Origin of the sequence: Streptomyces sp. NPDC017940 (genome assembly GCF_044328435.1) — a bacterium.
Lineage (GTDB): Bacteria > Actinomycetota > Actinomycetes > Streptomycetales > Streptomycetaceae > Streptomyces.
In genome coordinates, this window is record NZ_JBIRHJ010000004.1 from 534,857 (window position 1) to 548,520 (window position 13,664).

Consider the following 13,664-nt stretch of genomic DNA (forward strand, 5'->3'; position numbering starts at 1 on the left):
TGGCGAAAACACGCCAGACCCGTGCTGACATGGGAAATCTCTTCCTCTGGGCATGATTGACGGATCGTCGGCCAGCGGGTACCACTGACGCACGCCCGGCCCCGCACGCCCCGTCACACTTCACCGGCCCAGAAGTTCCCAGGAGGCTGTCTTGCGAGGATCCGTCACCGCCACCGCCCCGCCCGCACGCAGACGCTCCGTCAGGACGGCGGGGGCGCTCGCGTCCGCTGCGCTGCTCGTGCCGCTGCTCGGAGCGGCCCCCTCCGGGTCACCGGCGGCCGCGCCCGGGGCCGCCGGCGCGAACGCCACGTCCGGCGGGTTGCAGCGTGCCTTCGCCGCGGCCGCCGCCGAGTACGGAGTGCCGCAGAGCGTGCTGCTCGGCGTCTCCTACATGCAGTCGCGCTGGGACGCGCACGGCGGCGCCCCGAGCGTCACCGGCGGCTACGGCCCGATGCACCTGACCGACGCCCGTACCGCCCTCGCCACCGCCCCGCACCACAGCCACGGCGAGGAGGACCCGCGCGGGGACAGCTCGCGGCCCCCGCTGCTGCCGAGGAAGAAGGCGCCCGCGGAGGCGCAGCTCCCCGCCCGGCTGAAGACCCTGAAGCGCGCCGCGCAGCTCAGCGGACAGCCCGCGCACCGCCTGCGTGCGGACGCCGCCGCCAACGTCCGCGGCGGGGCGGCCCTGCTCGCCGCCGCCCAGAAGCACCTGGGCAAGCCGCTCAGCAGCGACCCGGCCGACTGGTACGGGGCCATCGCGCGCTTCTCCGGCGCCGACGACCGGGCGACCGCGGCCTCGTACGCCAACGACGTGTTCGCCGTGATCCGCGACGGCCAGCACCGCACGACGGACGCCGGCCAGCACGTCGCCCTCGCCGCGAGGCCCGGCCTCGCCCCCGACCCGGCGCAGCTGCGTCACATGGGCCTGCGCAGGGCCCCCGCGGCCGGGACGGACTGCCCGCGGACACTCGCGTGCGAGTGGATCCCCGCGCCCTACGAGGAGTTCGGCGACAAGGACTACGGCAACCACGACAAGGCCGACCGTCCTGAGAGCCAGGGCATCGAGTACATCGTCGTGCACGACACGGAGGGCGCCTGGGAGGGCGTGCTCAAGCTCGTCCAGGACCCGACGTACGTGTCGTGGCACTACACGCTGCGCTCATCCGACGGCCATGTCGCCCAGCACGTGCGGACCAAGGACGTCGCCTGGCACGCCGGCAACTGGTACGTCAACGCCAAGTCGATCGGCCTGGAGCACGAGGGCTTCCTGACGGCGCCCGACACCTGGTACACGGAGGCGATGTACCGCTCGTCGGCCCGCCTGGTGAAGTACCTGGCCAAGCGCTACGACATCCCCCTGGACCGCCAGCACATCCTCGGCCACGACACCGTTCCAGGCACCACCGCTGCCACCATCCGGGGCATGCACACCGACCCCGGCCCGTACTGGGACTGGCAGCACTACTTCACGCTGCTCGGCAAGCCCTTCCACCGCACGTCGGGGCCCGCGGGCGGCCTGGTGACGGTCGCCCCGGAGTTCAGCGCGAACAAGCCGGTGTTCACGGGCTGCGCCAAGCCGGGCGAGACGTGCACACCGCACGGATCGAGCGCGGTACGCGTGTACACCGAGCCCCGCGAGGACGCCCCGCTGATCAAGGACATCGGGCTGCGGCCCGGCGGCGAGCCCTCCACCATCGACGTCAACGACATGGGGTCGCGCCTCTCGACGGGCCAGCAGTACGCCGTCGCCGAGCGCAAGGGCGACTGGACGGCCGTCTGGTACCTCGGGCAGAAGGCCTGGTTCAAGAACCCGAAGAAGCAGCCCACGGCCGTCGACGCCCGCGGACTCGTCGTGACGCCCAAGGACGGCGCCGCCGACGTGCCCGTGTACGGCCGCGCCTACCCGGAGAAGGAGGCCTACCCGGCCGGTGTCCCGGTCCAGGCGGTCTCGCCGCTGCCCTACAAGCTCCTCGCGGGCCAGAAGTACGCGGTCGGCGACAAGCTCCCTGGCGAGTACTTCTACTCGCCGACGTTCGACCTCGCCCCGCACCGCGTCGTGCGCGGCAAGGACGTCTACTACGAGATCCAGTTCGGCCACCGGGTGGCGTTCGTGCGCGCCGCCGACGTACGGGTGGTGCCGTCCGGATCGTGAGTGCGCGGGCTCCGCGGGCCGGACGGCGGCCCGCGGGGTCCGTGACCCCCGTACAGCGGTAACGCTCCGACCTGGGAATGTGCGCCCAGACGCACACAGTTGTCCCCCGGCGCCCGGCCTGCGGCAGGCTTCTCGCAGCACACCGGACGAGCCCCCGCACCGTGGCGGGAAGTCGCCACGGCGGACGCGGGAGCGAAGCTCGTCCCGACCGCTACGACTCCACTCTGGGGGAAACCATGGCCAGGACCAGGACATTGATCGCCGCTCTCGCCCTGGGCGGCGCGTGTGTCGCCGTGCTGCCGGGAACGGCCGGCGCGGCCACGGGCGCGCCCGCCGCGGCACAGGGCCCCGCAGCCGTCAGCTGCTCCACCGGCTACGCCTGCATCCACTACCACCCGAACCTCGAAGGCGCCGTCTACAAGAGCAAGAACGACGCGAACCACGGCAACAACAGCTTCGTCACCAGCACCCATCCGCGCGGCGGCAGCGGCGCCGGGCAGATCGTGCGCAACAACGCCGCCTCCGTGGACAACTGGAACTTCGGCCAGCGGTTCCGGGTCTACAAGTTCCCCAACTACCAGGGCGCTTACACCACCATCGCGGCAGGTGGCGAGGGCAACCTCGGCGCTCTGCGCAACGACAACGCCTCCGGCAAGTTCCTCTGAGGCCACACGGTTCCCGACTGCCCCGTCCCGCCTGCCGGGCGGGGCAGTCCCCGCTCCGTACCCGCCAGCGAGGAGGCGACCCCGTGCCCCGACCACTGCCCATCGACCCGCGTGGGCTCGCGCTGCGCCTGGGCGCGACCGCGCTGCTTGTCACCGTGGCCGGCTGCTCCTCGGGCGCACCGCGCGCCCCGCGTGACGCCGCCGCGCCACCTCCGCGCGTCGCGTCGTTCCCCAAGCTGGTCACGGCCGTCGACGAACGGCTGCCGATAGAGCGCTACTTGCTCAGGGACGACCAGCTCGACCGTCTCGAGCGGGCCCGCTCCACCCTCGTCGAACGCTGCATGGAGGAGTTCGGGTTCGCCTACCGGATGCCCCGCAACGACGCCGGTTTCCGGCCGAAGACCCGTACGCAGTACCGCTACTGGGTCACGGACGAGTCGGCCGCGCGCGTGCACGGCTACGCTCCCGCCGGCAGTGACCGCACCCCCCGGCCGCCCGACCAGCAGCAGGGGACGGCGCTGCCCCGCACCATGGCGCTGGCACTCGGCGGTACGGACGACCGCACCGTCAAGCCGGGCTCGGAGGCGGCGGCCGGAGGGCAGAGCGTCAACGGCCGCACCGTCCCGGCCGGTGGGTGCCTCGGCGCCGCGAACCGGCGGCTCAAGGCGGGCGGGCCCGAAGCCGGCGGGGACGCGCCGCAGGCCGACCGCATCAACCGGCGCGGCCTCGACCTCGCCCGGCGCGACCCGCGCGTCATCGCCGCCTTCGCCCGGTGGTCCCGGTGCATGGAAGGAAAGGGCTACTCCTACGGCACGCCGGTCGAAGCGGCGGGCGATCCGGCCTGGCGCACCCCCGAGGCCACACCGCGGGAGCGTGCCGTCGCCACCGCCGACGCGCGCTGCAAGAAGCGGCACAACGTGGTCGGCGTCTGGTACGCCGTCGATGTCGCCTACCAGAAGCGGGACATCGGCAAGCACGCCGGGCAACTCGCCCGGATCCAGCGGGACATCTCCGAGCGGCAGCGGCTCGCGGGCGCCGTGCTCGACGGCGGCCGGTGACCCGCCGGGCGGGTCCTCGTACGCGCCGGTGCGGCTCAGCCCTGCTGGAACAGCTCGGCGGGCAGCGGCTTCAGGAGGGCGTACAGGTCGTCGGTGATGGGGCGGTCCCAGGCGGCGATCGTCACCAGGACGTTGTCGCTGCGGTCGAACTGCACACAGGAGATGCGGCTCTCGGACAGCCGCAGACGGCGCACGATCAGGAGGTTGTCGCCCTGCATCACCGGTACGTCCTCGCTGGCGACGACGGTGACCTCCTCCTCGTTCTCCAGCGCGAGCAGCAGCTGGACGACCTCGAAGGGCGCCTCGCCGTCGGTGAGCTCCCTGGCCGGGGAGCCCTCCGGCAGATTGCCGATGATCATCGCGGGGCCTCGGCCGCCGAACAGGTCGTAGCGCAGGAAGATGCCCTGGCAGCTGCCGTCGGGCGCGGGCAGCAGACCGGCACCCAGGTTGCCGGGCCAGTCACCCGGATCCATGGCCAGGACATCGAAGTCCGGGCCCGCGGGTGTGGCGGAGCTGCGGCGGCGGAGGAAGGACATGCCGCCATGGTACGTGTCCGACGGGGTGGACCCGGCGCGGGGGCGGCGCCGGGAAAGGCCCTGGCGGGAGCAGGTACGGGCCGGTACGGGCCGGTGGGAAGCGGTACCGGCGGGCGCGGGGACCCGGCCCGCGCGCCGGGTGTCGGGGGGTGACCCTGCCGCACTCGTGGCGGCGGGCCACGCGGGCGCGGTTGCCGCAGGCGGGCTTGCACCACTCCTGGCGGGGGTGGTCCTTCAGGAAGTACCGCACGCAGCGAGGCGCGCGGCAGGCACGCAGCCGCTGCCGGTCGGGCCCGGTGAGGAAGGCGAGGGCTGCGCGGGCGAGGGGCGCGTTCAGGAGGTCCTTGCGGGTGTGCTCCTCGCGTGTCTGCGGGGGGGGGTGGCGGAGCTGCGGCGGTGGGGGCGCGGGGGGATTCCTTGGTGGTGGCGGTGTCATGGGCGGATGCCGTGCCCGCCTGGGCCGGTTCGTCCCTGGCAGTGGGCCCCGCGGCGTCCGGCCAGCTCAGGACGGGCACCATGGGCACCCGGGCCGCGGCTTCGTTGAGCCTGGCGACGGTCTCGCCGACGGGCGGCAGCCGCCGTGCGTCCGCGGGGCTCGGCGCCGCCGGACGCACCGCGGACGGGACCGTCGGCCCGGACGGAGCGGTCGGCCCGGACGGGGCGGAACACGCGGACCGCTCGGAACGCGAGGACCGCTCGGACGAAGCGGGCATAAGGTTGCTGATAGGTTCTGCCGCAACCATTAGCCGGGGGGAGGCGCACGGTGGCCGACAGGTTCGTGCTGGACTACTGGCGGGCGGGGCTCGACGCCGTACCGGAGCAGGTCTGGGACCGCCCGGGTCTCAGGGTCCTGCTGCTCGCCGACAACGCGCTGACGCACCTGCCCGCCCGGCTCGCCACCCTCACGGACCTGCGCACGCTTGACCTCGGCCACAACCGCATCGGCTCGGTCCCACCGGAGCTGGGGAGCCTGCCCGCGCTGACCGACTTCCTGTATCTGCACGACAACCGGCTGACCGCGTTGCCCGAGGAGCTGGGCGGCCTCGACCGGCTCGCCTATCTCAATGTCGGCGAGAACCAGCTCGACGCCCTCCCCGACGGGATCGGCCGCATGGCGTCCCTGGTCGAGCTGCGCGCCCAGCACAACCGCCTCACCGGCCTGCCCACGACGCTCGGCGGACTGCGCGGCCTTCGCGAGCTGTGGCTGCGCGGCAACCGGCTCACCGCGCTCCCCGACACGCTGCGCCACCTCGGGGAGCTCCGCGAACTCGACCTGCGTGAGAACGCGTTCGGGATCGTACCGGAGGCCGTGCGCGGGCTGCCGCTGCTTCGCCGCCTCGACCTGCGGGCCAATCGGCTGCGCGCGGTGCCGCCCTGGCTCACCGCGTTGCCGTCCCTGGAGAAGCTGGATCTGCGCTGGAACGACGTCCGCGACGGCGAGGACACCCTGGCGGCACTGCGCGCGCGGGGATGCGTGGTGCTGCGCTAGGACCTGGCGTCGAACTCCCCGCGTCGCACGGAGAGCGGCCCTGCCAGGACCCGACCGGGGAGCCGGGCGGGTCCTGGCAGGGTGGGCCCAGCCGTTCAGGGCGCGGCGTCGACCCCGCGGCGGCGCTCGATGAGCGAGGCGCGGATCTCGCCCGCCCGCACGGCCGTGTTGGACAGCAGGGTCGAGGTGAGGCCGTGGGTGTGCTCCGTGCCGCCTTGCAGATAGATGGCGGCGGAGACGTTCGCGTGTGTGGCGACCCGGTGGTCGCGGCCCACGACGAGGGCGTCCTCCTCGTCACGGCGGCACAGCTTGCCGAGCTCGCCGAGGCGTTCGTCGATGCCGCGCGGCTGGTAGCCCGTCGCGCACACCAGGAGGTCGGCGTCCAGGACGTCGCGTTCGGCGGTGGGCAGGAACTCGATGCCGATCCGCAGCCCGTCGCCCCGCGCGTCGATCTCACGGATGCGGGAGACGTTCAGCATCCGCATGCGCTGCCGCCCCTGGACCTTCTCCTGGTACATGGTCCGCGAGAGCGACTCGATGAGGTCCATGTCGACCACCGAGTAGTTGGTGCCGCGGTGGTAGTCGAACAGGGAACGCTTCACCTCCGGCGGCGCGTTGTAGAAGATGTCCACGGCCTCCGGGTCGAAGATCCGGTTGGCGAAGGGACTGTCGTCCGCGGGCGTGTAGCCGTACTTCGCGAAGACCGAGCAGATCTCGGCCTCGGGGAAGTGCCGGTGGAGGTAGTCCACGCTCTCGGCCGCGCTCTGGCCCGCGCCGAGGACGACGGCGCGGCGCACCGGGGTGCCCCGTTCGAGGAGCGCGCCGACGCGCGGGATCAACTCGCTGTTGTGGAAGACGCGTTCGGAGCGCGCGGCGCCGGGCGGCAGGTGCGGCTCCATGCCGGTGGCCACGCAGAGGCTGCGGGCCCGGCGCACGACGGTCGCGTCCGGGTTCCCCGGCTCGCGGCTGACGACGTCGAAGGCGACGACCTCGCCGTCCTCGGTGACCGGCTTCACGGCGACGACCTCGGAGGAGTACTCGACGAGTCCCGCGACGCGTGCGGCGGCCCACTCCAGGTAGTCGTGGAACTCGATGCGCAGCGGGAAGAGCGTCTTCTGGTTGAGGAAGTCCACCAGGCGGTCCCGCTCCTGGAGGTAGCACAGGAAGCTGTAGCCGCTCTTGGGGTCACGCATGGTGACGAGGTCCTTCAGGAAGGACACCTGCATCGTCGCGTCGTCGATGAGCATCCCCCGGTGCCAGCCGAACCGGGGCTGCTTCTCCAGGAATCCCGCGTGTATCCGCTCGCCCTCGGCGGCCTGGGCGTTGTGCTCCTCGACCGCGATCGCAAGCGCGAGGTTCGAGGGCCCGAAGCCTATGCCCAAGACGTCGTACGTCACTTCGCGTCCCCCGTGTGTCGGCTCGGTGCCGCCGTACGTCGAATCCGGCTCGCTGTGCAAGGTGTTCACCCGCGTCATCGCCTCCCTAAGCAGGCACATGTTAGATAAGGTTAGGCTTACCTTGCAATGTCTGACGAGGGATTGATGTGCGGTCGGCCGCATTCGACCGCCATCGGACCCGCGGGCATCGCCCACCGCGGCCCCGCGAACGCCCGGAAGTGCTCGATCTCCCCGGCACGGCAGCAGAATGTACACGACACCCTGTCGCCGCCCGCCCGCACCGGTTTCACGGCGCCGGTCCGGGCGTCGATCGCCTCCTCCCCCGCGCTCATGACTCGCCCGGCGGCCGGGCGTGGACCGGCAGGCCCTCGTCCACCCGCACGAGGCGGTACCCGCGTCCGCCCCCTGAACCCCCGCGCCGCTCCGCCCTCCTGGCCCGCGACCTGGCCCTGCGGGCGGCGGCGAGCAGGGCCGCGACCTCCGGACTGCGCCTGCGAAGGCGCAGGAAGGAGCGCTCCGACCAGCCGCCGAGCAGGGCGGCCGACGGCTGCGGGGCACCGTCGCGCACGGCCCGCAGGACGACCCGCAGCGCAGCGGCGCCGGGGCCGGCCGGGGCCGCCACCAGGCGGGCCCGCTCGCCCTCGCGCGCCGCGAGCCGGGCCGCCGCCGCCATCGCCGCCGCGAACGCCGGTTCCTGGGCCTGCCAGTTGAGCAGGATGCGCTCCGACACCCCCGCAGCCGCGGCGCAGCCCGCGGGACCCAGGCCGAGGGCGGCCGCGCGCAGCGCGTCGGCGCGGCGCACGGCGGTCTCCTCGCGCAGGCTCGGATCCACGTACAGCGCGCGCAACAGGGAGCGATCGACGTCTTCTTGCGCGTCGAGGTCCGCGACCACACCATCGGCCCAGGCCTCGAGGCGATTCACCGCGGCCACCCGCAGCTCCACCCGTTCCTCGTCCACCACCCACCACCCACCACCCCGGAAACTTAGGCTAGCCTCACCTAATAATAGAACACAAGGTCGTTGAGGACGCAGACCAGCCGTCACCCCCGCCCCTTCGAAGGGATCTGTCCGTGCTCTGCACCAGGATCACCAACGCTCATGTCGTCACGATGGACCCGGACCGCCCCACCGCTCGTGAACTGGGCATCTGGCGGGGCCGGATCGTGGGCCTCGACTCCGACGTCGCGGGGCTCCCGGCACGCCGGGTCCTGGACCTGGACGGCGCGACCGTGCTGCCCGGCTTCATCGACAGCCACGTACACATGGTCTGGGCGGGCCTGAAGGCACAGGTGCCGAGTGTCGCTCCGAGCAGGCGCGTCGACGACATCCTCCGGGTGGTGGCCGACGCCGTGGCGACCCGGCTGCGGGACGCCTGGGTGACCCTGGCGGGCTACGACCAGCGCGACCTCGACCGGCCCCTGACCGCCGCGGACCTCGACGCGGTCAGCGACGGTCACAAGGTCCACCTGGGACATGTCTCGGGACACGCGTGCCTGGTGAACACCGCCGTCCTGAAACTCCTGCCGTCGCGGCTCGCGGACTCGGAGGGGTTCCTCGCCGAGGAGGACATGGGCGAGGTGCTGCGCCTGCGGCCGCCGCACGCCCTGGGTGAACTCGTCGACGCGCTCGCGCACTCGGCGCGCGTGTGCAGGTCCGAGGGGGTGACGGCGGTCGCGGAGGCGGGCGTCGGCAGTGCGCTGTTCGCCCACAGCCCGATCGAGGCGGCGGCCTATCAACTCGCCCACGAGTCGGGCAGGCTGCCGGTGCGCGTGCAGCTGATGGTGGCCGCCGACGCGCTGCGCCCGGTCGAAGCCGCGCCCGGGGACACCACGACGCGGGCCTTCGGACTCGGCCTGCGCACCGGCTTCGGGGACGGGCCGCTCTCCCTGGGGGCGCTGAAGATCTTCACCGACGGCGGCATGATGGCCCGCACGGCCGCGCTCACCGAGCCCTACGTCGGCAGCGACTCGAACGGGCGGCTCCAGATGGACGCCGGGGTGCTCAAGGACACCATCGTCGCCGGGCACCGCGCGGGCTGGCAGCTGGCCGTGCACGCCATCGGCGACCTCGCCGTCGACGTCGCCCTGGACGGCATCGAGGCCGCGCAGCGCGCACACCCGCGCCCCGGCGCCCGGCACCGCGTGGAGCACGCGGGTCTCGTACGCCCCGACCAGCTGCGCCGGTTCGCCGAGCTCGGCGTCACCGCCGTGGTGCAGCCCAACTTCCTGCGGCACTTCGGGGACGACTACGCCGCGATCATGGGTGCGGAGCGGGCGCCGTGGCTGTACCGGGGGCGCGGCTTCCTCGACCACGGGGTGCGCCTGGTGGGCAGTTCGGACCGCCCCGTGGCCGACGGGGCACCGCTGCGGGCGATCCAGTTCATGGTGGAGCGGGCGTCCGCGTCGGGTGCGCGGATCGGCCCCGACGAGGGGATCGGCGTGGACGCCGCACTGCGCGCGTACACCGTGGACGCGGCGTACGCCTGCCACTGGGAGGACAGCGCGGGCAGCATCACCCCCGGCAAGCGCGCCGACCTCGTCGTCCTCGGCGACGACCCGAGGCGGGTCGAGCCCGCACGCATCGGGGGCATCGAGGTGGTCCGCACCTTCGTCGAAGGCGACGACGACCTCGGCCCCGACGCGCCCTGACGCCCGCCGCGGCCCGGCCGCGGACCGGCCGCCCCGCGGACCGGCCGCCCCGGGGACCCGCTCCCGGTCGAGGGCGACCCCCGGGGCGGGATCGAAGCCCCTAGGTGAGGTCGAAGCGGCCCGCCCGGGCGCCGTGCACGAACGCCCCCCACTCGGCGGGGGTGAAGATCAGGGACGGGCCCTCGGGGCGGCCGCCGTTGCGCATCGCGATGAAGCCCTCGACGAAGGCGATCTCCACATCTCCGCGCCCCTCACTGCTCGACCGCCACTCGGCGGTGCTGAGGTCGAGGTCCGGCTTGTCCCAACCCCGAAGCGGATGCTGCTGGGTGGTGGTGCTCTCAACCACGTCCGTGCTCCTCCCGATGCGACGTCCGCCGCCAGCCTAGCTTTCGCCCCGGGCGCAGCACAGGCCGCGGTGGCAGGACACCATCACCTCCGGCACCGGGGAACACCGCCCGGCGCTCGCCGCGCGTCACGTCGTGGGCGGCTCCGCGCCCACCAGCCACATGGCGAAGAACTGCGAGCCACCGCCGTAGGCGTGCCCGAGTGCCCGGCGCGCACCGGGGACTTGGTGCGCGCCGGCCTGCCCCCGCACCTGTAGGGCCGCCTCGGCGAAGCGGATCATTCCGGAGGCGCCGATGGGGTTGGCCGACAGGACACCGCCCGACATGTTCACCGGTAGGTCACCGTCCAGTTCGGTCACCCCCGACTCGGTGAGCTTCCAGCCCTCGCCCTCGGCCGCGAAGCCCAGGTTCTCCAGCCACATGGGCTCGTACCAGGAGAACGGCACATACATCTCGACGGCGTCGATCTCGCGGCGCGGATCGGCGATGCCCGCCTGCCGGTACACGTCGGCCGCGCAGTCCTTCCCTGCCTGCGGCGACACGAAGTCCTTGCCCGCGAACATGGTGGGTTCACTGCGCATGGCGCCGCCGTGCAGCCAGGCGGGCGGGCGCGGCGAGCCGGCCGCGCCCGCGCGGTCGGTGAGGACCATCGCGCACGCCCCGTCGGACGACGGGCAGGTCTCGGAGTAGCGGATGGGGTCCCACAGCATCGGTGACGCCCGCACCCGCTCCAGCGTGATGTCGTGCTCGTGCAGGTGCGCGTAGGGGTTCTTGAGGGCGTTGCGCCGGTCCTTGTACGCGACGAGCGAGCCGACCGCGTCGGGGGCGCCGGCGCGCCGCATGTACGCGCGCACGTGCGGGGCGAAGAATCCGCCCGCCCCCGCGAGCAGCGGCTGCTGGAACGGTACGGGCAGCGACAGGCCCCACATCGCGTTGGACTCGGACTGCTTTTCGAAGGCGAGGGTGAGCACGGTGCCGTGGACGCGGCCCGCGACAAGGCTCGCGGCGACGAGCGCGGTGGAGCCGCCGACCGAGCCCGCGGTGTGCACGCGCAGCATGGGCTTGCCGACGGCGCCGAGTGCGTCGGCGAGGTACAGCTCCGGCATCATCACGCCCTCGAAGAAGTCGGGCGCCTTGCCGATGACGACGGCGTCGATGTCCGCCCAGGTCAGTTCGGCGTCGGCCAGGGCCCGTCGCGCGGCCTCACGGACCAGGCCCGCGATCGACACGTCGCGGCGCGCGGCGACGTGCTTGGTCTGGCCGATCCCGACGACGGCGACGGGTTCCCTGCCGGGTGCGCTGCTCATCGCGGGTCTCCTTCCAGGACGGCGACCAGGTTCTGTTGCAGACAGGGGCCCGAGGTGGCATGGGCGAGGGCGCGGTCGGACGCGCCCCGGTGGATGCGGGCCGCGGCCTCGCCGAGCCGGATCAGACCGGCCGCCATGACCGGGTTGGCGGCGAGCGCGCCCCCGGAGGGGTTGACCGTGACGTCGTCGCCGAGCCGCAGCGCCCCGCGCAGGACGATCTCCTGCGCGGTGAACGGCGCGTGCAGCTCCGCGGTGTCGACGGGACGCGCGAAGGCCCCGGCGCGTTCGGCCGCGAGGCGTGTCGACGGCGAGTCGGTGAGGTCGCGCACGCCGAGGCCGTGCGGTTCGATGCGGTGGTCGACGCCGCTGATCCACGCGGGGCGCCCGCACAGCTCCCGGGCCCGCTCCCCCGCCGCGAGCACCACCGCGGCGGCCCCGTCGCCGATGGGCGGGCAGTCCCCCGTACGCAGCGGCCGTACCAGGTAGTCGCCGTGCGGCACCGGGCCGCGCAGCTGCGCGTGGCTGTTGCCGCGGGCCGCGTCCCTGCTGCGGGCGGCGACTCCCGCGAGGGCGGGCTCGTCGGCCGCGCCCGCGTCGATGAGCGCCTGTGCCTGGAGCGCGGCGAGGGCGACGGAGTCCGGCCACAGCGGCGCCACGTAGTACGGGTCGAGCTGGCGGGTCAGGACGTCGCGCACGGAGCCGGGCGACGACTTGCCGTAGGCGTAGACGAGCGCGGTGTCGGCGTCGCCGGTCTGGAGCTTCACCCACGCCTCGTACAGGGCCCAGGCACCGTCCATCTCCACGTGCGACTCGGAGATCGGCGGCCAGGCGCCCACGCCGTCCAGGGCCATCGTGAAGGAGAAGGCACGCCCGGCGAGGTAGTCCGAGGAGCCGGAGCAGGTGAAGCCGATGTCGCTGGTCCTCAGACCGGTGGCGGCCAGTACCTCGTGCAGGACGGGCATGAGCATCTCGACTTCCGAGAGCTCGTCGCAGGCGCGCAGATGGTCGGTCTGCCCGAAGGCGACGATCGCGACATCGCGGTTCACAGGAGCTCCTTGTACGTGTCGTAGTCGGCGTCGGGTTCACCGGTGGGGCGGTAGTGGTCGGGGAAGCGGGCGCCGTCGCTCCACACGGGTTCGACCCGCAGGCCCATGCGCACCCGGTCGTAGGGGATGCCCGCGATCCGGGCGTGCAGGGCGAGGTCGGCGCCGTCCAGGGCGATGTGGGCGTAGACGTACGGCACCTCGACGGCGGCGTTCGCGGGGGCCTTGGCCTTGATGTTGACGATGCAGAAGGTGGTGACCGTGCCCCGCGGCCCGACCTCCACCTGCTCCGCGGTGGCGACACCGCAGGTGGGGCAGGCGCCGCGCGGCGGCACGTACACCTTGCGGCAGGCGGGGCAGCGCTCGCCGACCGTCCTGCGCCCGGAGAGGGCGTGGAGGTACTGGGACTGGGCGCGCCCGGGGCTGTAGGTGTAGTCGAGCCGGGCGTGCGCGACGATCCCGTCGACAGGGGGCACGCCCGCGAACTGCCCGCTGTGCGCCCGGACTTGCGACGGCATCACCGCCTCCGCCCCCGCCGCCGGCTCCGGCTCGAAGCAGGCGATGTCGGTGATGGCGCCGGTGCGCTCGGCGGCCCAGCGGATCCGCACGCGCATCCCGGTGCGGACGCCGTCGGGGCCCGGTGCGTCGAGGGCGTGCAGCAGGGCGGTGTCGGCGCCGTCGAGGCGTACGAGGACCCAGGCGAAGGGGGTGGCGAGGGGCTGGCCGCGGCGGGGCTCGGGATTCCAGGCCCAGGTGGTGACGGTGCCGGCGGGGGCGACTTCGACGAGGTCGCACAGTTCGTCGGCGGTAGCGGGGTCGTACTCGACGGGCGGCACGAGCACCTTGCCGTCTGCCGTGCGCACGCCAAGCACGGTACGTTCGCGCAGTCCGGTGAGGAAGGCACTCTGCACGGGCCCGAGGGACCGGGTGAAGGGAAACTCGACGACGAGCGGCGCACGCAACACTTCGAACTCCGATTCCGTGAGGGGGACGCCCCGTCGGGGGCAGCGCCCCGTCAGGGGCG

12 protein-coding genes and 1 pseudogene are annotated in these 13,664 nt (G+C 73.4%); 5 read left to right on the top strand and 8 right to left on the bottom strand.

Annotated elements, in window-relative coordinates; genetic code table 11:
* Positions 1 to 151: 151 nt before the first annotated feature.
* From ACH4DX_RS16670 to ACH4DX_RS16680, 3 genes are all read left to right on the top strand, one after another.
* Positions 152 to 2,152 carry an N-acetylmuramoyl-L-alanine amidase gene (locus ACH4DX_RS16670; RefSeq protein ID WP_398155605.1) on the top strand — a complete coding sequence of 667 codons (2,001 nt, stop codon included), beginning with the start codon at positions 152 to 154 and terminating at the stop codon, positions 2,150 to 2,152.
* Between the two features lie 236 nt (positions 2,153 to 2,388).
* Complete coding sequence (locus tag ACH4DX_RS16675; RefSeq protein ID WP_398118605.1) at positions 2,389 to 2,817, top strand: peptidase inhibitor family I36 protein; 429 nt, start codon at positions 2,389 to 2,391, stop codon at positions 2,815 to 2,817.
* An 83-nt stretch (positions 2,818 to 2,900) separates the two neighbouring features.
* On the top strand, positions 2,901 to 3,875 hold the full coding sequence (locus ACH4DX_RS16680; RefSeq protein ID WP_398155606.1) for a hypothetical protein: 975 nt from the start codon (positions 2,901 to 2,903) through the stop codon (positions 3,873 to 3,875).
* 35 nt (positions 3,876 to 3,910) lie between these two features.
* Here the strand turns inward: ACH4DX_RS16680 and ACH4DX_RS16685 are convergent, their stop codons facing one another.
* Together ACH4DX_RS16685 and ACH4DX_RS16690 are read right to left on the bottom strand one after the other, a co-directional pair.
* Positions 3,911 to 4,411, bottom strand: a complete 501-nt coding sequence (locus tag ACH4DX_RS16685) for a hypothetical protein (protein WP_398118601.1) — start codon at positions 4,409 to 4,411, stop codon at positions 3,911 to 3,913.
* Positions 4,412 to 4,574: 163 nt separating this feature from the next.
* Positions 4,575 to 5,154: pseudogene (locus ACH4DX_RS16690) on the bottom strand (CGNR zinc finger domain-containing protein); the annotation flags it as partial.
* A 20-nt stretch (positions 5,155 to 5,174) separates the two neighbouring features.
* On the opposite strand from ACH4DX_RS16690, the gene ACH4DX_RS16695 reads away from it, so the two are divergent.
* A complete protein-coding gene (locus ACH4DX_RS16695) occupies positions 5,175 to 5,900 on the top strand; it encodes a leucine-rich repeat domain-containing protein (protein WP_398155607.1) in 726 nt (241 codons plus the stop codon).
* A gap of 95 nt (positions 5,901 to 5,995) precedes the next feature.
* Here the strand turns inward: ACH4DX_RS16695 and ACH4DX_RS16700 are convergent, their stop codons facing one another.
* Together ACH4DX_RS16700 and ACH4DX_RS16705 are read right to left on the bottom strand one after the other, a co-directional pair.
* The gene (locus ACH4DX_RS16700; protein ID WP_398155608.1) at positions 5,996 to 7,366 is read right to left on the bottom strand and encodes a lysine N(6)-hydroxylase/L-ornithine N(5)-oxygenase family protein; all 1,371 of its coding nucleotides are present in this window, start codon (positions 7,364 to 7,366) and stop codon (positions 5,996 to 5,998) included.
* A gap of 259 nt (positions 7,367 to 7,625) precedes the next feature.
* A complete protein-coding gene (locus ACH4DX_RS16705; RefSeq protein ID WP_398155609.1) occupies positions 7,626 to 8,258 on the bottom strand; it encodes a hypothetical protein in 633 nt (210 codons plus the stop codon).
* Between the two features lie 110 nt (positions 8,259 to 8,368).
* On the opposite strand from ACH4DX_RS16705, the gene ACH4DX_RS16710 reads away from it, so the two are divergent.
* Positions 8,369 to 9,946 (top strand): amidohydrolase, encoded by a 1,578-nt coding sequence (locus ACH4DX_RS16710; protein WP_398155610.1) that lies wholly within the window; start codon positions 8,369 to 8,371, stop codon positions 9,944 to 9,946.
* A gap of 100 nt (positions 9,947 to 10,046) precedes the next feature.
* On the opposite strand, the gene ACH4DX_RS16715 is transcribed toward ACH4DX_RS16710, so the two are convergent.
* From ACH4DX_RS16715 to ACH4DX_RS16730, 4 genes are all read right to left on the bottom strand, one after another.
* Positions 10,047 to 10,292: a DUF397 domain-containing protein gene (locus ACH4DX_RS16715; RefSeq protein ID WP_398118592.1), complete on the bottom strand. Its 246-nt coding sequence runs from the start codon at positions 10,290 to 10,292 to the stop codon at positions 10,047 to 10,049.
* Between the two features lie 126 nt (positions 10,293 to 10,418).
* Positions 10,419 to 11,597: a thiolase domain-containing protein gene (locus tag ACH4DX_RS16720; RefSeq protein ID WP_398155611.1), complete on the bottom strand. Its 1,179-nt coding sequence runs from the start codon at positions 11,595 to 11,597 to the stop codon at positions 10,419 to 10,421.
* Positions 11,594 to 12,643 (bottom strand): thiolase domain-containing protein, encoded by a 1,050-nt coding sequence (locus ACH4DX_RS16725; protein WP_398155612.1) that lies wholly within the window; start codon positions 12,641 to 12,643, stop codon positions 11,594 to 11,596. The genes ACH4DX_RS16720 and ACH4DX_RS16725 overlap by 4 nt, the downstream gene beginning before the upstream one ends.
* Positions 12,640 to 13,659: a Zn-ribbon domain-containing OB-fold protein gene (locus tag ACH4DX_RS16730; protein ID WP_398155814.1), complete on the bottom strand. Its 1,020-nt coding sequence runs from the start codon at positions 13,657 to 13,659 to the stop codon at positions 12,640 to 12,642. Before ACH4DX_RS16730 ends, ACH4DX_RS16725 begins: the two co-directional genes overlap by 4 nt.
* Between the last annotated feature and the right edge of the window lie 5 nt (positions 13,660 to 13,664).

Excerpts from the sequence above, each read along its gene's own strand:
- ACH4DX_RS16720 (WP_398155611.1), bottom strand. The coding sequence starts at position 11,597 with ATGAGCAGCGCACCCGGCAGGGAACCCGTCGCCGTCGTCGGGATCGGC.
- ACH4DX_RS16675 (WP_398118605.1), top strand. The coding sequence starts at position 2,389 with ATGGCCAGGACCAGGACATTGATCGCCGCTCTCGCCCTGGGCGGCGCG.
- ACH4DX_RS16685 (WP_398118601.1), bottom strand. The coding sequence starts at position 4,411 with ATGTCCTTCCTCCGCCGCCGCAGCTCCGCCACACCCGCGGGCCCGGAC.